General features: G+C 71.9%; 17 protein-coding genes and 1 riboswitch. Of the genes, 10 read left to right on the top strand and 7 right to left on the bottom strand.

Annotated elements, in window-relative coordinates; all coding sequences use genetic code 11:
- Positions 1 to 11: 11 nt before the first annotated feature.
- Positions 12 to 695, bottom strand: coding sequence for a response regulator (locus tag IE206_RS24095; RefSeq protein ID WP_189965400.1), 684 nt, complete (start codon positions 693 to 695; stop codon positions 12 to 14).
- 145 nt (positions 696 to 840) lie between these two features.
- Here IE206_RS24095 and IE206_RS24100 point away from each other — a divergent pair, with 145 nt between their 5' ends.
- The 3 genes from IE206_RS24100 (at position 841) to IE206_RS24110 (ending at position 3746) form a co-directional block, all read left to right on the top strand.
- A complete protein-coding gene (locus IE206_RS24100) occupies positions 841 to 1656 on the top strand; it encodes an ABC transporter ATP-binding protein (RefSeq protein WP_189965402.1) in 816 nt (271 codons plus the stop codon).
- Positions 1646 to 2506: an ABC transporter permease gene (locus IE206_RS24105; RefSeq protein ID WP_189965404.1), complete on the top strand. Its 861-nt coding sequence runs from the start codon at positions 1646 to 1648 to the stop codon at positions 2504 to 2506. The genes IE206_RS24100 and IE206_RS24105 overlap by 11 nt, the downstream gene beginning before the upstream one ends.
- Before the next feature lie 247 nt (positions 2507 to 2753).
- Entirely contained in the window at positions 2754 to 3746 is a 993-nt protein-coding gene (locus IE206_RS24110; protein WP_189965684.1) for an ABC transporter substrate-binding protein, read from the top strand.
- Positions 3747 to 3810: 64 nt separating this feature from the next.
- Here IE206_RS24110 and IE206_RS24115 read toward each other — a convergent pair whose 3' ends face one another.
- The 4 genes from IE206_RS24115 to IE206_RS24130 all read right to left on the bottom strand — a co-directional run bounded on the left by IE206_RS24115 (position 3811) and on the right by IE206_RS24130 (position 8472).
- A complete protein-coding gene (locus IE206_RS24115) occupies positions 3811 to 4488 on the bottom strand; it encodes a response regulator (RefSeq protein ID WP_189965406.1) in 678 nt (225 codons plus the stop codon).
- The gene (locus IE206_RS24120; RefSeq protein WP_189965408.1) at positions 4485 to 6164 is read right to left on the bottom strand and encodes a sensor histidine kinase; all 1680 of its coding nucleotides are present in this window, start codon (positions 6162 to 6164) and stop codon (positions 4485 to 4487) included. Before IE206_RS24120 ends, IE206_RS24115 begins: the two co-directional genes overlap by 4 nt.
- 221 nt (positions 6165 to 6385) lie before the next feature.
- Positions 6386 to 7162: an alpha/beta fold hydrolase gene (locus IE206_RS24125; RefSeq protein WP_189965410.1), complete on the bottom strand. Its 777-nt coding sequence runs from the start codon at positions 7160 to 7162 to the stop codon at positions 6386 to 6388.
- A 77-nt stretch (positions 7163 to 7239) separates the two neighbouring features.
- The gene (locus IE206_RS24130; RefSeq protein WP_189965412.1) at positions 7240 to 8472 is read right to left on the bottom strand and encodes a citrate synthase; all 1233 of its coding nucleotides are present in this window, start codon (positions 8470 to 8472) and stop codon (positions 7240 to 7242) included.
- A gap of 97 nt (positions 8473 to 8569) precedes the next feature.
- Between IE206_RS24130 and IE206_RS24135 the strand changes: the two genes are divergently transcribed.
- Positions 8570 to 9727, top strand: a complete 1158-nt coding sequence (locus IE206_RS24135; RefSeq protein WP_189965414.1) for a citrate synthase/methylcitrate synthase — start codon at positions 8570 to 8572, stop codon at positions 9725 to 9727.
- A 10-nt stretch (positions 9728 to 9737) separates the two neighbouring features.
- Positions 9738 to 10859, top strand: a complete 1122-nt coding sequence (locus IE206_RS24140) for a CobW family GTP-binding protein (RefSeq protein WP_189965416.1) — start codon at positions 9738 to 9740, stop codon at positions 10857 to 10859.
- A gap of 108 nt (positions 10860 to 10967) precedes the next feature.
- Here the strand turns inward: IE206_RS24140 and IE206_RS24145 are convergent, their stop codons facing one another.
- Positions 10968 to 13430 carry a DNA gyrase/topoisomerase IV subunit A gene (locus IE206_RS24145; RefSeq protein ID WP_189965418.1) on the bottom strand — a complete coding sequence of 821 codons (2463 nt, stop codon included), beginning with the start codon at positions 13428 to 13430 and terminating at the stop codon, positions 10968 to 10970.
- 208 nt (positions 13431 to 13638) lie between these two features.
- On the opposite strand from IE206_RS24145, the gene IE206_RS24150 reads away from it, so the two are divergent.
- From IE206_RS24150 to IE206_RS24165, 4 genes are all read left to right on the top strand, one after another.
- Positions 13639 to 14976, top strand: coding sequence for a M16 family metallopeptidase (locus IE206_RS24150; RefSeq protein ID WP_189965686.1), 1338 nt, complete (start codon positions 13639 to 13641; stop codon positions 14974 to 14976).
- A gap of 17 nt (positions 14977 to 14993) precedes the next feature.
- On the top strand, positions 14994 to 16358 hold the full coding sequence (locus IE206_RS24155; RefSeq protein ID WP_189965688.1) for a M16 family metallopeptidase: 1365 nt from the start codon (positions 14994 to 14996) through the stop codon (positions 16356 to 16358).
- 234 nt (positions 16359 to 16592) lie between these two features.
- Positions 16593 to 16752: riboswitch (cyclic di-AMP (ydaO/yuaA leader) on the top strand.
- Positions 16753 to 16765: 13 nt separating this feature from the next.
- Complete coding sequence (locus tag IE206_RS24160) at positions 16766 to 17533, top strand: M23 family metallopeptidase (RefSeq protein ID WP_189965420.1); 768 nt, start codon at positions 16766 to 16768, stop codon at positions 17531 to 17533.
- Positions 17534 to 17742: 209 nt separating this feature from the next.
- Positions 17743 to 18420 (top strand): GntR family transcriptional regulator, encoded by a 678-nt coding sequence (locus tag IE206_RS24165; protein WP_189965422.1) that lies wholly within the window; start codon positions 17743 to 17745, stop codon positions 18418 to 18420.
- 195 nt (positions 18421 to 18615) lie between these two features.
- Here the strand turns inward: IE206_RS24165 and IE206_RS24170 are convergent, their stop codons facing one another.
- Positions 18616 to 18897: an HPr family phosphocarrier protein gene (locus IE206_RS24170; RefSeq protein ID WP_189965424.1), complete on the bottom strand. Its 282-nt coding sequence runs from the start codon at positions 18895 to 18897 to the stop codon at positions 18616 to 18618.
- A 152-nt stretch (positions 18898 to 19049) separates the two neighbouring features.
- On the opposite strand from IE206_RS24170, the gene IE206_RS24175 reads away from it, so the two are divergent.
- On the top strand, positions 19050 to 22028 hold the full coding sequence (locus IE206_RS24175; RefSeq protein WP_189965426.1) for a bifunctional acetate--CoA ligase family protein/GNAT family N-acetyltransferase: 2979 nt from the start codon (positions 19050 to 19052) through the stop codon (positions 22026 to 22028).
- Positions 22029 to 22030: the final 2 nt, after the last annotated feature.

Raw genomic sequence — 22030 nt, forward strand, 5'->3', positions numbered from 1 at the left:
GCGGTTGAGTCTCACACGGCCCATGCGTACCGATGTTCCGGGCGGCCCGTCTCTCCGTACCGCAGGGTCAGGCGGAGGCGGCCGGACTGTTCCAGGAGGCGGAGATAGCGCTGGGCCGTGGAGCGGCTCAGGCCGGTCCGGTCGGCGACCTCGTGGGCGGAGAGCGGGTGGTCCGCGGTGTGCAGGACGTCGCGGATGAGCTCCGCGGTCGGTACCGAGTGGCGGGTGGGCAGCCCGGTGCGCAGGGCCGCGAAGATCCGGTCGACCTGCTCCTGGTCCTGGGCCGCGGGACCGTCGCCGGCTGTCCCCGCCGCCCGCTCCACCGTGCGCCGCAAGGTCGCGTACGAGTCGAGCTTGGCCCGGAGCCCGGCGAACGTGAACGGCTTGACCAGATAGTGCAGCGCGCCGTGGCGCATCGCGGCCTGGACGGTGGCCACGTCGCTCGCCGACGTCACCATGATCACGTCGGTGTGGTGGCCCTGCTGACGCATCCGGCGGACCAGGCTGAGCCCGGTCTCGTCGGGCAGGAAGTGGTCGAGCAGGACGAGATCGATCCGGCGGCGTTCCAGCGTGGCGAGGGCCTGGGCGGCGCTGTGCGCACGCGCCGCGACCCGGAACCCGGGAACCTTCCCGACGTAGGCCGCGTTGATCTCAGCGACACGGAAGTCGTCGTCCACGACCAGGACGTCGATCAAGACGCTCTCCTCCTCCATGCCCGTGCTTCGAACCCCGCAGTTGTATCGCGCGCAAAACGAGCACAACAGGGGTTTGCGAGCAGAAGTGTGTCTTGAGACCACAAGGCTGACGCCGTGGCTCGGGCCGCATCTACGGTCCCGCTCCATGAACACAGACACCAGCCCCGCCATCGAGCTGAGGGGCGCCGGCAAGGCGTTCCGTACGCCGTCGGGGACGCTGCACACCGCCGTGCGGGAGCTCGATCTGACCGTGGGGCAGGGCGAGTTCGTGGCCGTCGTCGGCCCCACCGGCTGCGGGAAGTCGACCACGCTGACCCTGGTCAGCGGTCTGGAGGAGCCCACCGATGGAGAGGTCCTGGTGGCCGGGGAGCCGGTGGAGGGCATCGGCGACAAGGTCGGCTTCGTCTTCCAGCAGGACGCCGTCTTCCCCTGGCGCACCGTGCTCTCCAACGTCATGGCGGGCCCGCGCTTTCGCGGCGTAGCGAAGGCCGAGGCGAAGGAGATGGCGCGGGCCTGGCTGGCCAGGGTCGGCCTCTCGGCGTTCGAGGACCGCTATCCGCACCAGCTCTCGGGCGGCCAGCGCAAGCGCGTCGCGCTGGCCGCGACCTTCGTCAACGACCCCCGGATCCTGCTGATGGACGAGCCGTTCTCGGCCCTCGACGTGCAGACCAGGGCCCTGATGTCGGACGAACTCCTCGACCTGTGGTCCGGCACCGGAGCCTCCGTCGTGTTCGTCACGCACGACCTGGAGGAGTCCATCGCGCTCGCCGACCGGGTCGTCGTGATGACAGCGGGCCCGGCCACCGTGAAGCGGATCTTCGACATAGACCTGCCGCGCCCGCGCAAGGTCGAGTCGGTGCGCCTGGAACCCCGGTTCATCGAGATCTACCGGGAGATCTGGGAATCGCTCGGCGAAGAGGTCCGCATCACCCGCGAGCGGGGTGCCGCCGATGTCGCCTGACACCGTCGCCGCCCCCGGGGTCAAGCCCGGCACCCGCGCCCGGGCCCGCGCCCGGGCCGCCCGCAACCGCCGGCTCCTCGTGCACGGCAGCCGCGTCCTGCTCCTGGTGGTGGTCGTCGCGCTCTGGGAGATCCTGGCCCGCGCCGAGGTCATCGACCCGTTCAACTTCTCGATGCCGTCGGCGATTTGGGACCAGATCCGCGAGTGGGCCGTGCACGGCACCGCACAGGGATCGCTGTGGGAACAGATCTGGTACACCCTCTACGAGGCGCTGCTCGGCTGGGTCCTCGGGGTCACGGCGGGTGTCGTGCTCGGCATCACGCTGGGCCGGATCCGCTTCCTCGCCGATGTCCTCGGCCCGTACATCAAGGTGCTCAACGCCATCCCGCGCATCGTGCTCGCGCCGGTCTTCCTGATCTGGTTCGGCCTCGGACCGGCCTCGAAGGTGGCGTCCGCCGTCGTGCTCGTCTTCTTCCCGGTGTTCTTCAACGCCTTCCAGGGGGCGCGCGAGGTCGACCGGAACCTGGTGAACAACGCCCGCATCCTCGGCGCGAGCAACCGCCGGGTCACCCTCCAGGTGGTGATTCCCTCCGCCACCTCCTGGATCTTCACCAGCCTCCACGTCAGTTTCGGCTTCGCGCTGATCGGCGCGATCGTCGGCGAGTACATCGGCGCGACCAAGGGGCTCGGCCTCCTCGTAGCCGCCTCGCAGGGGACGTTCAACGCCGCGGGGGTGTACGCGGCGATGGCCATCCTCGCCGTCGTGGCGCTGCTCACCGAGGGGCTGCTCACCTTCGCCGAACGACGGCTGTTCCGCTGGCGCCCGGCCGAGGCGGGCACCGAGCGCTGACCGGCCCGAGCGCCAACAGGCCCGAGGGCCGACCGGCGCCGGGCGCCGACGGGCCTCCGCGCGCTCGCCCCATTCCCGTACGTACGCGAACATTGATCACAGGGACGTGATGATCATGCCGAGCAATCCCAACACCTTTATGGACGCTGCCAGTTCAAACACGCCTCTTTCCCGGCGGCCCGCCACCCACGACCCGCGCAGGGCCCCCTCGGCCGTCCTGGCCGGAGGGCTGTGTGTCGCTCTGCTGATGACGCTCTCCGGGTGCGGTGGCGACTCCGCCTCGGATGACAGGAGTGCGTCGGGCCAGGCCAAGGTCAAGGTGATGGTCGGCGGACTCGACAAGGTCATCTATCTGCCGGCGATGCTGACCCAGCAGCTCGGCTACTTCAAGGCCGAGGGCCTGAACGTGGAGCTGCTGACCGAGCCCGCCGGGGTGCAGGCCGAGACCGCGCTGATCTCCGGCGACGTCCAGGGGGCCGTCGGCTTCTACGACCACACGCTGGATCTCCAGGTCAAGGGCAAGAAGGTGGAGTCCGTGGTGCAGTTCTCGCATGCGCCCGGCGAGGTGGAGGTGGTCTCCAACCAGGCCGCGGGCAGCATCGGTTCGCCCAAGGACTTCAAGGGGAAGAAGCTCGGCGTTACTGGGCTCGGTTCCTCGACGGACTTCCTCACCAAGTACCTCGCCGTGCGGGACGGAGTGAAGACGAGCGAGTTCACGCCCGTCGCGGTGGGCGCGGGGCAGACGTTCATCGCCGCCCTGAAGCAGGGTTCCATCCAGGGCGGCATGACCACCGACCCGACGGTCGCCACCCTCGTCGACCAGAAGCTGGGCAAGGTCCTGATCGACATGCGCACGCCCGAAGGCTCCCAGCAGGCGCTCGGCGGCCCCTACCCGTCGTCCAGTCTGTACATGAACACTCAGTGGGTGAACGGGCACAAGCAGACGGTGCAGAAGCTGGTCAACGCGCTGGTGAGGACGCTGCGCTGGATGTCCGCGCACAGCGCCGACGAGATCGCGGCGAAGATGCCCGCGGACTACGCGCAGGGCGGCAAGGCCCTTTACGCGCAGTCGATCAAGAGCACGCTGCCGATGTTCACCAAGGACGGCGTCATGCCCGAGAACGGGCCGGAAACGGTCGAGAGGGTGCTCAAGGCGTTCAATCCCAACCTCAAGTCCGCCAAGGTCGATCTGTCCCAGACCTTCACGACGGAGTTCGTGAAGAAGGCCCCGCAGAGCTGAACCCGCAACAGCCAAGCCCGCAACAACCAACCCCGTAGGGCGGAAACCCCCTCTCCGGGGTGCCTTACAGCGACGCCGCCCACTCGTAGCGGTGCTCGGGGCGGCCGGTCTCGCCGTAGCGCAGACCGAGTCGCACCCGGCCCGCCCGCTCCAGGAGTTTCAGATAGCGCTGGGCCGTCTGGCGGCTCACCCCGGCCCGCTCCGCGATCTCCTGCGCAGAGAGCGGGCCCTCGGCTTCCTTCAGCACCCTGCGCAACAGGTCGGCGGTGGTGGGGGAGTGTCCCTTGGGGAGGTCGGGCTCGGCGGGGACGGACAGCGCGCCGAAGATCCGGTCCACCTCCGCCTGTTCGGCCTCGCCGCCGCCGTCGAGGGTGCGGCGCAGCACGGCGTATGCCTCCAGTTTGGTGCGGAGCCCCGCGAAGTTGAACGGCTTGACCAGGTACTGGAGGGCGCCCTGGCGCATCGCCGCCTGCACCGTGGCGACGTCGCGGGCCGCCGTCACCATGATCACATCCGTGTGGTGGCCGAGCCGGCGCAGCTCTCGTACGAACGCGAGCCCGTTCTCGTCCGGCAGATAGTGGTCGAGCAGCACCAGGTCGACCGGTTGCTCGACGATCCGGGCGAGCGCCTCGGCGGCCGAATGCGCCTGGCCGACCACCCGGAATCCGGGAACTTTCGCGGTGTACGCGGCATTGATGTCGGCGACCCGGGGATCGTCGTCCACGACCAGTACGTCGATCATCGCGCCTCCTCCGCGGCCTCGCGCCGATGCCGGTCATCGGTGAGCTCCTGCTCCAGGGCCTCGCTGAGCGCGTCCGGCAGCACGACGGTGAACTCGGCCCCGCCGTCCGGGCCCGCGCCGACCCGGGCGCTGCCGCCCATCCGTTCCGCGAACCGGCCGACCAGCGCGAGACCGAGCCCCCGCTTGCCGTGGGCGGGCGGCTCCTTGGTCGTCCAGCCCTCGGTGAAGACCAGCTCGCGGTGCTCGGCGGGGATGCCGGGCCCGTTGTCGCGGACCCGCAGGACGACGGTGCGGCCCTCGGCGCGCAGCTCCACCTCGACCGCGGCACCGGGCGACCCGGCCGTCGCGTCCAGCGCGTTGTCGAGCAGGTTGCCGGTGACCGTGACCAGGCCGCGCGGATCGACGAGCCGGTCCGGCAGCGAGGTGGCGGGGGACAGGCTCAGGGCCACCGCGCGTTCGGCGGCGACCGTCGCCTTGCCGACCAGGACCGCGGCGAGCAGCGGGTCCCTGACCTTCTCGGTGACCTGCTCCGCGGTGGCCCGGTGCACTCCGACGACCTCGGTGATGAACTCGACGGCCTCCTCGTACAGCTCCAGTTCGAGCAGGCCGAGCAGGGTGTGCAGCCGGTTGGCGTGCTCGTGGTCCTGGGCGCGCAGGGCGTCGATCAGGCCACGCGTCGAGTCGAGCTCGCGGCCCAGGCGCTCCAGCTCGGTGCGGTCGCGGAGGGTGGCGACGGCGCCCCCGTCGTCGGTCGGCATCCGGTTGGCGACGAGAACGCGGTGACCGCGCACGGTCAGCAGGTCGGTGCCCTCGACCCGGCCGGTCAGCACATCGGTCGTACGCCCGGCACCGAGCACCTCGTCCAGGGCCCGGCCCCCGGCCTCGGGACCGACGCCGAGGAGGCGCTGTGCCTCGTCGTTGAGCAGCCGGATCCGGCCGTCGCCATCGAGCGCGACCACGCCTTCGCGGATGGAGTGCAGCATGGCCTCGCGCTCCGCAAGCAGCCCCGAAATATCGGAGAAGGCCAGGTCACGGGTCTGCTTGTGGATGCGTCGGGCGATCAGATACGCGGCGAGTGCGCCCACGGCGAGCGCGCCGCCCGCGTAGGCGAGCAGGCCCGGGATCGCATTGAGGAGCCGCGCCCGGACGCTGTCGTACTCGATGCCGACCGAGACGGCGCCGACGATCCGGCCGCCGGCGTCCCGCAGTGGCACCTTGCCCCGGGCCGAGCGGCCCAGGGTGCCGCTGTCGATCTCCATGACGTCGCGGCCCGCGAGGGCGTCGGTCGGGTCGGTGGAGACGACCCGGCCGATCTCACCGGGGTCGGTGTGCGACCAGCGCACCCCGCGGGTGTCCATGATCACCACGTATTCGGCCCCGGTCGCCCGCCTGATGCGCTCCGCGTCCGCCTGTACCGGTCCCTGGGCGGACGGCCGCGAGGCGAGCAGGTCGTCGGCGACCTGCGGCTGGGCGGCCGTGGTCGCGGCGATGGCGAGCGCGCGCCGCATGGCCTGGTCGTCGAGCTGGGCGCTGAGCGGGGCCAGGAAGAGCCCGGTCGCGAGCACGGCGACCCCGGCGGCGATGGCCAGCTGCATGAGCAGCACCTGGGAGAACACGCGCCGCGGCCAGCCGAGCCGCCGTCGGCGCGGGGTGGTCCTGGTGGGCGGGGCGGTCATGCACAGGCACGTTAGACGGCCCGGGGCACATCCCGAAATCCCCGTGTGATCACGCGGCGTCCGCCCGCCCCGCTGCCCGCCCGTTGACCCCGGCCCCGCCGAGGGCCGCCCGGTCCAGAGGTCGCACACTCCGGCCCGCGCCGCGGCCGGAGCCGCCGACGAGTCGGCCGCCCGCCCGGTTCAGCGAAAGCGAGGCGTACGGCTCCTGATCACCCGGGGGCTCAGATGGCGCTGTCGTACAGCTCCAGGGTCAGCTGGGCCACCCGGTCCGGCTCCCGCAGCGACGGGAAGTGGTCGCTCCCGGAAAGGCGGACCAGGCGGCAGCCCGGGATGCGGGCGGCCATCTCCTCGTTGCACCGGACCACCTCGGTCTGGTCGAGCTCGCCGAGGGCCAGCAGGCACGGCGCCGTGATCTCGCCGAGCCGGTCGAAGGCGCCCGCGTCCGGGACCTGGCGGCCCAGATTGCTGAACCACCCCGGGATCGCCGCACGCGCCTGCGCGGCGACCTCGGGGTCGTCGCCCGTTCCGGCCGCTCCCCAGGTGCGCAGGGTGAGGGCCACCAGGCCCTCCATGTCGCCCTTCTGCGCCAACTCGCCGATCTCCGCGAGAAGTTCGGGGGATTCGAGGTCGGGGGCGCCGGTGACGCCGGGGCAGAACAGGGCGAGCCCGGCCACCCGCGTGGGGGCGTCAAGGGCGAGGCTCAGCGCGGTCGCGCCGCCCATGCTGGACCCGACGAGCACGGCCCGCTCCACCTCGAAGTGGTCGAGCACCGCGAGGAGATCGGCGGACAGGGAGTACTGCGCGGTGGGTGCGGGGGAGCGCCCGAATCCCCGTGCGTCGTACCGGATCACGCGGCGGCGCCCGGTGAGCCCCGGCATGACCGGGTCCCAGACGCCGGAGGCCGCGACCCCCGGGTGCAGCAGCACCAGCGGCGGACCCTCGCCGCCGGTGTCCTCGGCCCAGACCTCGCCGTCCTTGACCGGCACTGTGAGTTCCATGGGGCGAGTCTGACGGTACGTTCCGGCCGGGCCAAGTAGGCCTGGAGACAGGCGAGTTCAGGCCGTGCGGAATCCGGTCAGGCGGGCAGCGGGCGGGGCGGGCGGGGCCCGGTGTAATAGCCGCTCGGGCGCATCCGGAGCGGGCGTTCCGCGTACTCCTCCAGGGCGTGGGCGATCCAGCCGGCCGTGCGGGCCACCGCGAACACCGTCTCGCCGGCCTCGGCGGGCATGCCGAACGCCACGCTCATGACGGCCAGCGCCAGATCGACATTGGCGTGCAGCGCGGTGTGCCGGGCCGTCGTGTCGACCACGTCGCGCGCCGCGGCCAGGGCGTCGGAGGCCTGCGGGATCGCTTCGAGGAGCGCGAACAGGGCCCGGGCGCGCGGGTCCTCGCCCGGATAGAGCCGGTGGCCGAGCCCGGGCACGCGCCGCCCCGAGCGCAGATGGTCGGCGACGACCGGGGCCGCGCTCCCGCGTTCGAGCACCTCGGTCAGGGTGCGGTGCGCGAGCCCGCTCGCGGCGCCGTGCAGCGGCCCCTCCAGGGCGCCGAGCCCCGCCGAGACGACGGCGTACGGATGCGCACGGGCCGAGGCGGCGACCCGGGCGGCGAGCGTGGAGGCGGCCAGGTCGTGGTCGATGAGCAGCGCAAGGGCCGTGTCCAGCAGGCGGATTGACTGCTCGTCAGGGAGCTGAGGGGTGAGGCGCTGCCACAGCTGCCAGGCCGTCCGGCCCTCGCCGCGATGCCGCTCGCCAGCCGTCGGCAGCGCGCCGACCAGGGTGGGGATCAGCATGCGGCCGCAGCCGAGCACCGCCGTGGGGTCGAGGTCGAAGCGCAGCGGGTCGGCCGCCGAGACCGCGACCGCCGCACCGCGCAGCCGGTCCATGGTGCTGCTGTGCACGGGCAGCGCGCCGACCGCGAGCCGGGCCGCGTCCAGGAACGGCTGCGGCGCGGTGAACCGGGGGCCGTGCGTCAGCTCCCCGGTCCACACCCACTCCGCGACCTCCTCGAAGCCGTACGTGGTGGCGAGCTCGACGGCGTCGACGCCGCGGAAGTAGTAGCGGTCCTTGTCGATCAGAGTGATGCCGGTGCGGAACGTGAAGTCGCCGCCCGGAGCGCCCGTGCCCGGCTCGCGGCGGCCGCTGCGCCGGGCCAGCGCGTCGACCTCCTTCGCGTCGAAGGTCGAGCCCCGGCCACCCGGGGCGCGCTCACTGCTCAGCTGCCCGCGGCTGACGTACGCGTAGACCGTCTCGGGCTTCACGCCGAGCCGCTCCGCCGCCTCGCGGGTGGTGAGCCGTGCCTGATCACTCATGGGGTCACCGTATCCATATTGATTCAATCAACATTGACAGCTTCAGAGTCAATCATAGACAGTCAAGTCAAGATGAAGAACTGAAGGAGGCAGCCACATGGCCAGCACCATCACCGCCCCCGCCGCGGTACCCCGCGGGCTCGCGGGCGTCGTCGTCACGGACACCGAACTCGGGGACGTCCGCGGTCGCGAGGGCTTCTACCACTACCGCCAGTACTCGGCTGTCGAGCTCGCCCAGAGCCGCAGCTTCGAGGACGTCTGGCACCTGATGTTCCACGGCGAGCTGCCCGATGCCGCGGCCCGCGCCGCCTTCACCGCCCGCACCGCCGCGCTGCGCCACCTGCCCGACGGCGTACGCGAGGCGCTGCCCGGCATCGCCCGCACCGGAGCCCTGTCGGGACCGCTCGCCGGGCTGCGCACCGCGCTCTCCCTGCTCGGCGCGGCCAAGGGCTTCCGGCCGGTGTACGACCTGGACGCGGCGCAGCGCGCCGAGGACGCACTCGCCGCCTGCGCCGCCGTGCCCACCCTGCTGACCGCCCTGCACCGGCTCGGCCAGGGACTCGAACCGGTCGAGCCCCGCGACGACCTGCCGTACGCCGCCAACTACCTCTACATGCTGACCGGTTCGCAGGCCGAGCCCGAGCGGGTGCGCGCCGTCGAGCAGTACCTCATCTCCACCATCGACCACGGCTTCAACGCCTCCACCTTCACCGCCCGCGTCGTCGCCTCCACCGGGGCCGACGTCGCGGCGAGCCTGGTCGCCGCGGTCGGCGCGCTCTCCGGGCCGCTGCACGGCGGCGCCCCCAGCCGCGCCCTCGACACCCTGGACGCGATCGGCACCCCCGACCGCATCGACGGCTGGATCCGCGAACGCGTCCTGGCCGGCGACCGGATCATGGGCTTCGGGCACCCCGTCTACCGCACCGAGGACCCCCGCTCGCGCATGCTGCGCGGGATCGCGGAGGGCTTCGGCGGGCCGCTCGTCGCATTCGCCGTCGAGGTGGAGCGCCAGGTCGAGGCGATCCTGGCCGAGCTCAAGCCGGGCCGCGAGCTGCACACCAACGTGGAGTTCTACGCCGGGGTGGTCATGGAGCTGTGCGGGCTGCCGCGCGAGATGTTCACGCCCACCTTCTGTGCGGCCCGGGTGGTCGGCTGGAGCGCCAATATCCTGGAGCAGTCGGCGGACTCGAAGATCATTCGCCCGGCGGCCCGCTACGTGGGCCCGCCCCCGCCGCAGCCCGTACCCGCAGTCTGAAAGGCCCCAGGTGAACAGCCCGAGCAAGCAGATCCCCGTCATCGTCCTCGCGGGCTTCCTCGGCTCGGGCAAGACCACCCTGCTCAACCATCTGCTCAGGGCCTGCCGCGGCACCCGCATCGGAGCCATCGTCAACGACTTCGGCTCCATCGAGATCGACGCCATGACGGTGGCGGGCCAGCTCGGCGACTCCACCGTCTCGCTCGGCAACGGCTGCCTGTGCTGCGCCGTGGACGCGAGCGAGCTCGACCTCTACCTGGACAAGCTGACCCGGCCCGCCGCCCGTCTCGACGTCATCGTCATCGAGGCGAGCGGTCTCGCCGAACCCCAGGAACTCGTCAAGATGCTGCTCGCCAGCGAGAACCCGCGGATCGTGTACGGGGGCCTGGTCGAGGTCGTCGACGCGGCGGAGTACGACGCCACGCGTGAGAAGCACCCCGAGATCGAGCGGCATCTGAGCGTCGCCGACCTGGTGGTGCTCAACAAGACGGACCGGGTCGGCGAGGCGGACCTGGCCCGGCTGCGCACCGCGCTCGCGGGGGCGGCCGCGGTGGTCGAGTCCGCGTACGGCCGGGTGGACCCGGAGCTCTTCTTCGACCGCAGGCCCCTGACCGAGCGCGTCGGCCAGCTCGCCTTCGACGACCTCCTCGACGACGTGTCCGGGGAGGGGAGCTGCGGCGAGGACGGCCACGACCACAGCGCCTGCACCGGCGGCCACGCGCATCCCCATCTGCACGCCGGATACGAATCCGTGGCCTTCACCTCGGAGGTGCCGATCGACCCGCGCCGCCTGATGGCCTTCCTCGACACCCGGCCCGAGGGCCTCTACCGCATCAAGGGATTCGTCGACTTCGGCGCCGCCGACACCCGCAACCGGTACAGCCTGCACGCGGTCGGGCGGTTCCTGCGGTTCTACCCCGAGCCGTGGGAGCGCGAGCAGGAGCGCCGTACCGAGCTCGTCCTCATCGGCGCCGGCATCGACGCGGCCGCCCTGGACAAGCAGCTCGCCGGGTGCGTGGTGGCGGACCCGGGGGAGACCCCGCCCGAGCATGCGATGTGGGGCGTTCTGCGGTACGTGCCGGAGCCTGAGCCGGAGCCCCGGGAACCGGAAGGAGCTGGGGAGTTCGATTGACTCCCCAGCCCCTTGCGGCTGAGCACTCCGCCGGAAGCAGGAGGTGGAGCGCTTTGCCTGCGGGCCGGTGGTGGCTGGTCGCGCCCCTCCCGGGGCGCTCGCCCCGCGTTACGACGCCGGGCCCGCCAGGACCGTCACCGGGGAGGGCAGCGGCGTGCCCGAGCCGTCGCGGCGCGGGTCCAGCTCCGGGAGCTGTGCCGGAGCGCCGTTGGCCTGGGCCGCGCGGGCCGGGGCCGGGCCCGCCCAGGCGAGCACCAGCTTGTCCTCGCCCTTCAGGAACCGCTGACAGCGCACCCCGCCGGTGGCCCGGCCCTTGCGCGGGTACTGGTCGAACGGCGTCAGCTTCGCGGACACCGCCGTGTCGCCGAGCAGGGTGGCTCCCGAGCCCGCCACCGAGAACACCACCGCGTCCTCGGCCGGGTCGACCGCCGTGAACGAGATGACCTTGGCGCCGTCGGTCAGCTTGATGCCGGCCATGCCGCCCGCGGGCCGCCCCTGGGGACGCACCTGACTCGCCTGGTAGCGCAGCAGCTGGGCGTCGTCGGTGATGAAGACCAGGTCCTCCTCGCCGGTGCGCAGCTCGGCCGCGCCCACGATCCGGTCACCGTCCTTGAGGGTGATGACCTCCAACTCGTCCTTGTTCGCCGGGTAGTCGGGCACCACCCGCTTGACGACGCCCTGCTCGGTGCCGATCGCGAGACCGGGCGAGGACTCGTCGAGCGTGGTGAGGCACACCACCGTCTCGTCCGGCTCCAAGGAGGACAGGAACTCCGAGATCGGGGCGCCGCCCGACAGGTTCGGCGCGGACGCCGTGTCCGGGAGCTGCGGCAGGTCGATGACCGCGAGCCGCAACAGCCGCCCGCTGGACGTCACCACGCCCACATCGCCCCGCTGGGTGGCGGGCACCGCCGAGACGATCACGTCGTGCTTGACGCGCTTGTCGTCCTCACCGGCCACGAACCGGTCGCCGGTGGCAGTGCGGGCCAGCAGGCCCGTGGAGGAGAGCAGCACCCGGCACGGGTCGTCCGCGACCTCGAGGGCGACGGCCGCGACCGGGGCGCCCGCCGACTCCAGGAGCACGGTGCGCCGGTCGGTGCTGAACTTCTTGGCCACCGCGGCCAGTTCGGCCGAGACCAGCTTGCGCAGCTCGTTGTCCGAGTCCAGGATCCCGGTCAGCTCGTCGATCTCGCCGGTCAGCCGGTCGCGCTCGCTCTCCAGCTCGATCCGGTCGAACCTGGTGAGCCGGCGCAGCGGCGTGTCCAGGATGTACTGCGTCTGGATCTCGCTCAGCGAGAAGCGCTCGATGAGGCGCTCCTTGGCCTGCGCCGAGTTGTCACTCGACCGGATGATCCTGATGACCTCGTCGATGTCGACCAGGGCCACAAGGAGCCCCTCGACCAGGTGCAGCCGGTCGCGCCGCTTGGTGCGGCGGAACTCGCTGCGGCGCCGTACGACATCGAAGCGGTGGTCGAGGTAGACCTCCAGGAGCTCCTTGAGACCCAGGGTGAGCGGCTGGCCGTCGACCAGCGCCACGTTGTTGATGCCGAAGGACTCCTCCATCGGCGTCAGCTTGTAGAGCTGCTCCAGGACGGCCTCCGGGACGAAGCCGTTCTTGATCTCGATGACCAGACGCAGGCCGTGCGAACGGTCCGTGAGGTCCTTCACATCGGCGATGCCCTGGAGCTTCTTCGAGCCGACCAGGTCCTTGATCTTGGAGATCACCTTCTCCGGGCCGACCGTGAACGGCAGCTCGGTGACGACCAGGCCCTTGCGGCGCGCCGTGACGTTCTCCACCGACGCCGTCGCGCGGATCTTGAAAGTGCCGCGGCCCGACTCGTACGCGTCCTTGATGCCGCCCAGGCCCACGATCCGCCCGCCGGTCGGCAGGTCGGGACCCGGCACGAAGCGCATCAGCGCCTCCAGGTCCGCGTCCGGGTGCCGGATCAGATGGCGGGCGGCGGCGATGACCTCGCCCAGGTTGTGCGGCGGCATGTTGGTCGCCATGCCGACCGCGATCCCGGACGAGCCGTTGACCAGCAGGTTCGGATACGCGGCCGGCAGAGCGACCGGCTCCTGCTCCTGGCCGTCGTAGTTCGACGCGAAGTCGACGGTGTCCTCGTCGATGGACTCCGTCATCAGCGACGTGGCGTCCGCCATCTTGCACTCGGTGTAGCGCATGGCGGCCGGCGGGTCGTCGTTGCCGAGCGAGCCGAAGTTGCCGTGCCCGTTCACCAGCGGAAGGCGCATCGAGAACGGCTGCGCCATGCGCACCAGGGCGTCGTAGATCGAGGCGTCGCCGTGCGGGTGCAGCTTGCCCATCACCTCGCCGACGACGCGGGCGCACTTCACATAGCCCCGGTCGGGGCGCAGGCCCATCTCGTTCATCTGGTAGACGATGCGGCGCTGGACGGGCTTCATGCCGTCCCGGGCGTCCGGCAGGGCCCGCGAGTAGATCACGGAGTACGCGTACTCGAGGAAGGAGCCCTGCATCTCGTCGACGACGTCGATGTCGAGGATCCGCTCCTCGAAGTCGTCGGGCGGCGGCGGGGTCTTCGTGCTGCGGCGGGCCATCGCGGCTGCTGCTCCTTCACGTACCGGATTCGGGTCTGATGCCGACCATTGTGGACCGTCCCACTGACAACGCCGACCGCGACCCGGGAACTTCGCCAGGTGCCCGCGCGCTTGCATACAGTGGCAGGACTTCTTCACTTGAGGACTTTCCCCGCCAGTACTTCACCTCGCGGTACTGCACATCGGATTCGAAGGGACGTACATGCCCATGGGTCATACGGCCACAGCGCAGGCCGGCTCCGGCGGTCTGACAGCTACTGAGCACCGACTGGCCAACGGCCTGCGCGTGGTGCTCTCCGAGGACCACCTGACCCCGGTCGCCGCGGTGTGCCTCTGGTACGACGTGGGCTCGCGTCACGAGGTCAAGGGCCGCACCGGCCTAGCCCACCTCTTCGAGCACCTCATGTTCCAGGGCTCCCACCAGGTCCACGGCAACGGCCACTTCGAGCTGGTGCAGGGGGCCGGCGGCTCGCTCAACGGCACCACCAGTTTCGAGCGCACCAACTATTTCGAGACCATGCCCGCCCACCAGGTGGAGCTCGCGCTCTGGCTGGAGGCCGACCGCATGGGCTCGCTGCTCGCAGCCCTCGACGAGCAGTCGATGGAGAACCAGCGCGACGTCGTCAAGAACGAGCGCCGCCAGCGCTACGACAACGTGCCCTACGGCACCGCCTTCGAGAAGCTGACCGCCCTCGCCTACCCGGAGGGCCACCCCTACCACCACACGCCGATCGGCTCGATGGCCGACCTGGACGCGGCGACCCTCGAAGACGCCCGGAACTTCTTCCGTACGTACTACGCGCCCAACAACGCGGTGATCGCGGTGGTCGGCGACATCGACCCCGAGCAGACGCTGGCCTGGATCGAGAAGTACTTCGGCTCCATCCCCACCCACGACGGCAAGCAGCCGCCGCGCGACGGCGCGCTGCCCGACACCATGGGCGGGCAGCTGCGCGAGGTCGTCGAGGAGGACGTCCCGGCGCGCGCCCTGATGGCCGCCTACCGGCTGCCCCACGACGGCACCCGCGAGTCGGACGCCGCGGACCTCGCGCTGACCGTCCTCGGCGGCGGCGAGTCCTCCCGGCTGCACAACCGCCTGGTCCGCCGGGACCAGACCGCCGTCGCGGCCGGGTTCGGCCTGCTGCGGCTCGCCGGCGCCCCCTCGCTCGGCTGGCTGGACGTCAAGACGTCGGCCGGCGTCGAGGTCCCCGACATCGAGGCCGCGGTCGACGAGGAGCTCGCCCGGTTCGCCGAGGAGGGCCCGACCGAGGAGGAGATGGAGCGCGCCCAGGCCCAGTTGGAGCGCGAGTGGCTCGACCGGCTGGGCACCGTGGCCGGCCGCGCCGACGAACTGTGCCGGTACGCCGTGCTGTTCGGCGACCCGCAGCTCGCCCTGACCGCCGTCGACCGCGTTCTGGACATCACCGCGGAAGAGGTCAAGGCGGTCGCCGCCGCGACGCTGCGCCCCGACAACCGGGCCGTCCTGGTGTACGAGCCCACCGGGGCACCCGAGGCAGGCAACGAAGAGGAAGAGGCGGGCCAGTGACGGACGCTGTCGTGACCATGGAGTTCCACCCGCAGCCGGCCGCCGGCACCGCCACGCCGTGGGCCTTCCCGGCCCCCGAGCGCGGCACGCTCGCCAACGGCCTGACCGTGCTGCGCTGCCACCGCCCGGGCCAGCAGGTCGTCGCCGTGGAGATCTTCCTCGCGGCCCCGCTGGACGCCGAGCCCGAGGGCCTCGACGGCGTCGCCACGATCATGGCGCGCGCCCTGACCGAGGGCACCGACAAGCACTCGGCCGAGGAGTTCGCCGCCGAGCTGGAGCGGTGCGGCGCCACCATCGACGCGCACGCCGACCACCCCGGCGTCCGGGTCTCCCTCGAAGTGCCCGTCTCCCGGCTGCCCAAGGCGCTCTCCCTGCTCGCCGAGGCGCTGAGGGCCCCCGCGTTCGCCGACTCCGAGGTCGAGCGGCTCGTACGCAACCGGCTGGACGAGATCCCGCACGAGCAGGCCAACCCGTCCCGGCGGGCCGCCAAGCAGCTCTCCAAGGAGCTGTTCCCGGCCTCCGCGCGCATGTCCCGGCCCCGCCAGGGCACCGAGGAGACCGTCGCCGCCATCGACGCGGCGGCGGTGCGCGCCTTCTACGAGGCGTACGTGCGCCCCGCGACGACCGTCACCGTCGTCGTCGGCGACCTGTCGGGCACCGACCTCGACGCGATCCTCGCGGACACCCTGGGCGACTGGACGGGCAACACGGCCGAGCCGCGCCCCATGCCGCCGATCACCGCCGACGACACCGGCCGGGTCGTCATCGTGGACCGCCCCGGCGCCGTCCAGACCCAGCTGCTCATCGGCCGCATCGGCGCCGACCGGCACGACCGGGTCTGGCCGGCCCAGGTCCTCGGCACGTACTGCCTGGGCGGCACCCTCACCTCGCGCCTGGACCGCGTGCTGCGCGAGGAGAAGGGCTACACCTACGGGGTTCGCGCGTTCGGCCAGGTGCTGCGCTCGGGGCCGGACGGCGGCGCGGCCATGCTCGCCATCAGCGGCTCGGTCGACACCCCGCACACCGGCCCGGCCCTCGACGACCTGTGGAAGGTGCTGCGCACGCTGGCCGCCGAAGGCCTCACGGACGCCGAGCGCGAGACGGCCGTGCAGAACCTGGTGGGCGTCGCACCGCTCAAGTACGAGACCGCGGCGGCCGTCGCGGGGACGCTGGCCGACCAGGTCGAGCAGCACCTCCCGGACGACTACCAGGCGCAGTTGTACGCGCAGCTCGCCGAGACCGGCACTGTGGAGGCGACGGCGGCCGTCGTCAACGCCTTCCCGGCCGACCGGCTCGTCACGGTCCTCGTGGGCGACGCGGCACAGATCGAGGAGCCCGTCAGGGCGCTCGGAATCGGTGAAGTCACCGTCGTACCAAGCTGATTGAGACACCGTCCGGGCCGGCCGAGGCAGGCGGACGACGGAGGGGCACGGGACCCCGGTGGCGGATGTGCCACCGGGGTCCTCCCATGTCGGCTCAATGTCCGATTTGTAAGGGAGGTTGCCTGTCTGTCATGTGGCGTGCGCTACAAAAACCGGTGTCTGTTTGGTGATTGAAAGATCAGCCGTCTAGCGTCGGTCCGGCTGTCCGTCACCACCCGTCGCAGCCGCGGCACCGGACAGTGATCGCCGAGTCCCCGAAGGCGCGAGCCTGGGGAGCCGGGGACCCACTCAGTCCCTGGGGTGAATCGGACGCCTCCGCCCGCGGAGGAGCCCGTAGGAGACCTTCCTGCTCCGAACCCGTCAGCTAACCCGGTAGGCGAGATGGAAGGAAAGGACACCGCCACTCCATGGCGTTCACCCGTGCCACCGGGAAGCATCGCGCGCCCAGCCGTATGACGCGCCGCAGCGCGAACATCGCGGGCATCGCAACCCTCGCCACCGCCGGAGTCGTAGGCACCCTCGCCTCCCCGGCCATGGCGGCCCCCAGCACCACCACGGTCGACACCGGCCTCACCCAGGCCATCGTCATCGGCGACAGCATCGCCGACCAGGTGGGCGCCCAGGCCGACGCGCAGAAGCAGGCCGCCGCGAAGGCCAAGGCGCAGGCCGAGGCCGAGGCCGCCGCCAAGGCGAAGGCCGAGCAGCGGGCCAAGGAGGCACGCGAGGCCAAGGAGCGCGCCGCGCGCGAGGCCGAGCGCAAGCGCCTCAACACCTTCGTGGCCCCCATATCCGACAGTTATGTGTCCACCGGCTACAAGACCGGCGGATCGCTGTGGTCCTCCGGCAGCCACACCGGCATCGACTTCCATGCGGGGATCGGCACTCCGGTGCACGCCGTCGGTCTGGGCACCGTCGTCGAGGCCGGCAACGGCGGCGCGTACGGCAACAACGTCGTGATCAAGATGCACGACGGCACGTACACCCAGTACGGCCACCTCTCGGAGATCCAGGTCTCCGTCGGCCAGTCCGTCGAGCCGGGCCAGCAGATCGCCCTGTCGGGCAACACCGGCAACACCACCGGCCCGCACCTCCACTTCGAGGCCCGCACCGGCCCGGACTACGGCTCGGACATCGACCCGATCGCCTACCTGCGCTCGCACGGCGTCACCGTCTGAGACATCCGAGGCGTACGAGACGTCCAAGGCGTCCGAAGCGCCCGCGCGCACTCCGAAGGCCCCCGGCATGCTGCCGGGGGCCTTCGCCCTTGGCCAAAAGATATCCATTGGTTCCGGCCCGTCACGGGGAATTAACAAGACCTGCCATAGAGTCGCCGAACAGGCGTTGCGCGATCGCGTTTCGCAGGGATTGAGGCGGAGGTTCGGCCATGCGTATTCCGGCGCATTCGGTATGCACGGCAATCCGCGACGACATCGTGTCGGGTGTTTTCGAGCGGGGCAGCCGGCTCACCGAGGAAGTCCTCGCACGCCGTTACGGAGTCTCGCGCGTCCCGGTCCGAGAGGCGCTGCGCACCCTGGAGTCCGAGGGGTTCGTCACCACTCGAAGGCATGCCGGCGCCTGCGTGGCCGAGCCCACCGAGATCGAGGCCGCCGACCTCCTCGAACTGCGGCTGCTCCTTGAGCCGTTGGCCGCGGCCCGCGCCGCCGGGCGCCGCAGCGAGGCCCATCTCAAGGTGCTGCGTGGCCTGGTGAGGCTGGGGCAGGACCGGGCCAGGCGCGGCCAGGGCGAGGACCTGCGCTCGCTGGGGGGCTGGTTCCACGAGACGCTCGCCCAGGCCTCCGCGAGCCCCGGACTGATCGCGCTGCTCACGCAGTTGAGGCACAAGGTCGCCTGGATGTACGCGGTCGAGGTGCCGGCCCGCCCGGCCGAGGCCTGGGCCGAACTCGGCGCGATCACCGACGCGGTGGCCCGCGGCGACGCCGAACGCGCCCGCTCGCTCACCGCCCTGCACGCCGAGCGATCATTTTCCGCCCATCGGCTGCGCGGGCCCGCACCCGTGAGAACTTCGCAACATCCCGTAAACACCGCGAGCGCCCGCACTTAACAGCGCGGCCGTATACAAAGAAAGGTCATAAGGGCCGCCGCATTGCGCTGCCCGGAATTGGTTTTCCCGCGCATCGCATTCCCCTGGGTATCCGATTCTCCGCGCACGCCCGTGGCGAGGGAAAACAAAAGGACCGCCGGGCCCGAATTCGGGATCAGCGGTCCTTCGGTGTGACGCGGTGTCGCGCCGACCGGGTCAGACGGTCTCGGGGAGCTCCTCGAGACCCTCGGCGACCAGCTTGGCCAGCCGGTCGAGAGCGACGTCCGCGCCCTCGGCGTCGGAGGACAGGACGATCTCCTCGCCGCCCTGCGCACCCAGACCGAGCACCGCGAGCATGGACGCGGCGTTGACCGGGTTGCCGTCGGCCTTGGCGATCGTCATGGGGACTCCGGCAGCCGTGGCGGCACGGACGAAGATGGACGCGGGGCGGGCGTGCAGGCCCTCGGCCCAGCCGACGTTGACGCGGCGCTCAGCCATGGTGTTGCCCTTCGAAATCTCTGACGGTTGTCTAGACCAGTCTCTCATGTGGTGCGCGGTGCTCGTACCGACCTTAGGCCCCAGTGTGGCGCCGATCGGCCCTTGCCGCCCTGCCCCGCCCCGTACGGCCCCGCGACCCGTACGCTTTCGGTATGACGACGGCGTCCGACCCCGCGTACCCGGCCCACTGGGAGGCCGACGTGGTGCTCCGTGACGGCGGCACCGCGCGCATCAGGCCCATCACCACCGAGGACGCCGAGCGGCTCGTCTCCTTCTACGAGCTGGTCTCGGACGAGTCGAAGTACTACCGCTTCTTCGCCCCCTACCCCCGGCTCTCCGCGAAGGACGTCCACCGCTTCACCCATCACGACTACGTCGACCGGGTCGGCCTGGCCGCAACCGTCGGCGGCGAGTTCATCGCGACCGTCCGCTACGACCGCATCAATGCCCAGGGCCGCCCTGCCTCCGCCCCCGCCGACGAGGCCGAGGTCGCCTTCCTCGTCCAGGACGCGCACCAGGGCCGGGGCGTCGCCTCCACGCTGCTCGAACACATCGCGGCGGTCGCCCGTGAGCGGGGCATCCGGCGGTTCGCGGCCGAGGTGCTGCCCGCCAACAACAAGATGATCAAGGTGTTCACGGACGCCGGCTATCAGCAGAAGCGGTCCTTCGAGGACGGTTCGGTCCACCTCACCCTCGATCTGGAACCCACCGCCGAGTCGCTCGCCGTGCAGCGCGCCCGCGAACACCGCGCCGAGTCGAGATCCGTGCAGCGCCTCCTCGCGCCCGGCTCTGTCGCGGTCGTCGGCACCGGCCGCGCGCCCGGCGGCGTCGGCCGCACGGTCCTGCGCAACCTCCTGGGCGCCGGATTCACCGGACGTACGTACGCCGTGAACGGGGCGCTCGGCCCGGAGCAGCGCGAGCTCGACGGCGTCCCCGCCTTTCCCTCCGTCGCCGCGATCGGCGAGCCGGTCGACCTGGCGATCGTCGCGGTGCCCGCCGAACGCGTGCCGGAAGCGGTCGCCGACTGCGGGGAGCACGGCGTCCAGAGCCTCGTCGTCCTCGCCGCCGACTACGCGGAGAGCGGCCCGGACGGAAGGGAGCGCCAGCGCGCCCTGGTCCGCCAGGCCCGCTCGTACGGGATGCGGCTGATCGGCCCCAACGCGTTCGGGATCATCAACACCGCGGCCGGGGTGCGGCTGAACGCCTCGCTGGCCCCCGAGCCGCCGGCCGCGGGCCGGATCGGCCTGTTCACCCAGTCCGGCGCGATCGGCATCGCCCTCCTGTCGGGCCTCTACCGGCGCGGCGCGGGCCTGTCCACGTTCATCTCCTCCGGCAACCGCGCGGACCTCTCCGGCAACGACTTCCTCCAGTACTGGTACGAGGACCCCGCCACCGATGTGGTGCTGCTCTACCTCGAATCCATCGGGAACCCGAGGAAGTTCACCCGGCTCGCCCGCCGCACGGCCGCCGCGAAGCCCGTCGTCGTGGTCAAGGGCGCCCGGCACAGCGGTACGACCCCGCCGGGCCACGCCGTGCCGGTGACCCGGGTGCCGGACGCCACGGTCTCGGCGCTGCTGCGCCAGGCGGGCGTCATCCTGGTCGGCACGGTCACCGAACTCGTGGACGCGGGCCTGCTGCTCGCGGGCCAGCCGCTGCCCGCCGGCCCGCGCGTCGCGATCCTCGGCAACTCCGAATCGCTCGGCCTGTTGACGTACGACGCCTGCCTGACCGAGGGCCTGCGCCCGCTGAGGCCCCTCGACCTGACGACGGGGGCGACCCCGGCCGACTTCCGCGCGGCCCTGGCGGCGGCCCTCGCCGACGATGCCTGCGACGCGGTCGTGGTGACGGCGATCCCGTGGGTCGGCGAGAACGGAGCGATGGAATCCGGCGACGGCCAGGTCCTGGCCGACGCCCTGCGCGAGGCGGCCGCGGCGGCGCCGGCGAAGCCGGTGGCGGTGGTCCATGTGGAGATCGGCGGCCTGGCGGAGGCGCTGTCGGCGGCGGCCCGCACGGTGAACAGGGGCACACCCCGGACTCCGGGCAGCTCGCCGACCCCGGACCGCTCCCCGGCAGATCCCGTGCTGCCCGGCACCGGTCTAGCCCCGGCGGATCCAGTTCCGCCCGGCACGAATTCAGCCCCTGGAGGTCCCCCCTGGACGAAGTCCTCGGGGGAGTTCGAGGAGCGGGGGTCCGGGGGCAGCGCCCCCAGCACTCCCACCGGCGCAAAGCCGAACAACGACCTCCCCGCCCGGGGCGAGGCGGCCCGGATCCCCGCCTACCCCGCCGCGGAGCGAGCCGTCCGGGCACTGGCCGAGGCCGTCCGCTACGCCCGCTGGCGGCGCGAGGCGGCGGACCCCGGCAAGGTGGGGGAGTACGACGACATCGACGAACCGGGCGCGGCCGCGCTGATCGACCGCCTCCTGGGCCCCGCCCCGGACCCCCGCGGCACGACCCTGGCCGCGCCGGACGCCGAGGAGCTGCTCGGCCGGTACGGCATCCCCGTGCGCCCGACGCTGCCCGCACCCGACCCGGACCGTGCGGTCGAGGCCGCCCGCCGCCTCGGCTACCCCGTGGCCCTGAAGACCACCGCCCCGCATCTGCGCCACCGCCCCGACCTCGGCGGCGTACGCCTGGATCTGGCGGACGAGCACCAACTCGCGCGCGCATACGCCGAGTTGACGGCCGCCCTCGGCAAGCCGGAGGAGCTGGGGCCCGTCGTGCAGGCCATGGTCCCGCGCGGGGTGGACACCGTCGTGCGCGCCTCGATCGACTCGGCGGTCGGCGCGGTGCTGTCCTTCGGACTCGCGGGCGCCGCCTCCGAGCTGCTCGGTGACACCGCTCACCGGCTGATTCCGGCCACCGACCGCGACGCCGCCGAGCTGCTGCGGTCCATCCGGACGGCGCCGCTCCTGTTCGGCTGGCGGGGTTCGGCGCCCGTCGACACCGCGGCGCTCGAAGAGCTGCTGCTGCGGGTGTCGCGGCTGGTCGACGACCATCCCGAGGTGGTCGCGGTGGGTCTGGAGCCCGTCATCGTCGCCCAGCACGGCCTGTCGGTGCTCGGCGCGACGGTCCGCCTCGCGCCCGCCCCGCCCCGCACGGACCTCGGTCCCAGGCGCCTGCCCAGCTACTGAGA

It is taken from the genome of Streptomyces violascens, assembly GCF_014649955.1.
GTDB classification, from domain to species: Bacteria; Actinomycetota; Actinomycetes; order Streptomycetales; family Streptomycetaceae; genus Streptomyces; species Streptomyces violascens.

What these genes read in the sequence shown, in the direction of transcription:
- IE206_RS24100 (WP_189965402.1), top strand. Translation starts at nt 841, where the DNA reads ATGAACACAGACACCAGCCCCGCCATCGAGCTGAGGGGCGCCGGCAAG.
- IE206_RS24105 (WP_189965404.1), top strand. Translation starts at nt 1,646, where the DNA reads ATGTCGCCTGACACCGTCGCCGCCCCCGGGGTCAAGCCCGGCACCCGC.
- IE206_RS24110 (WP_189965684.1), top strand. Translation starts at nt 2,754, where the DNA reads ATGACGCTCTCCGGGTGCGGTGGCGACTCCGCCTCGGATGACAGGAGT.
- IE206_RS24115 (WP_189965406.1), bottom strand. Translation starts at nt 4,488, where the DNA reads ATGATCGACGTACTGGTCGTGGACGACGATCCCCGGGTCGCCGACATC.
- IE206_RS24120 (WP_189965408.1), bottom strand. Translation starts at nt 6,164, where the DNA reads ATGACCGCCCCGCCCACCAGGACCACCCCGCGCCGACGGCGGCTCGGC.
- IE206_RS24125 (WP_189965410.1), bottom strand. Translation starts at nt 7,162, where the DNA reads ATGGAACTCACAGTGCCGGTCAAGGACGGCGAGGTCTGGGCCGAGGAC.
- IE206_RS24130 (WP_189965412.1), bottom strand. Translation starts at nt 8,472, where the DNA reads ATGAGTGATCAGGCACGGCTCACCACCCGCGAGGCGGCGGAGCGGCTC.
- IE206_RS24135 (WP_189965414.1), top strand. Translation starts at nt 8,570, where the DNA reads ATGGCCAGCACCATCACCGCCCCCGCCGCGGTACCCCGCGGGCTCGCG.
- IE206_RS24145 (WP_189965418.1), bottom strand. Translation starts at nt 13,430, where the DNA reads ATGGCCCGCCGCAGCACGAAGACCCCGCCGCCGCCCGACGACTTCGAG.
- IE206_RS24150 (WP_189965686.1), top strand. Translation starts at nt 13,639, where the DNA reads ATGGGTCATACGGCCACAGCGCAGGCCGGCTCCGGCGGTCTGACAGCT.
- IE206_RS24155 (WP_189965688.1), top strand. Translation starts at nt 14,994, where the DNA reads ATGGAGTTCCACCCGCAGCCGGCCGCCGGCACCGCCACGCCGTGGGCC.
- IE206_RS24160 (WP_189965420.1), top strand. Translation starts at nt 16,766, where the DNA reads ATGGCGTTCACCCGTGCCACCGGGAAGCATCGCGCGCCCAGCCGTATG.
- IE206_RS24165 (WP_189965422.1), top strand. Translation starts at nt 17,743, where the DNA reads ATGCGTATTCCGGCGCATTCGGTATGCACGGCAATCCGCGACGACATC.
- IE206_RS24170 (WP_189965424.1), bottom strand. Translation starts at nt 18,897, where the DNA reads ATGGCTGAGCGCCGCGTCAACGTCGGCTGGGCCGAGGGCCTGCACGCC.
- IE206_RS24175 (WP_189965426.1), top strand. Translation starts at nt 19,050, where the DNA reads ATGACGACGGCGTCCGACCCCGCGTACCCGGCCCACTGGGAGGCCGAC.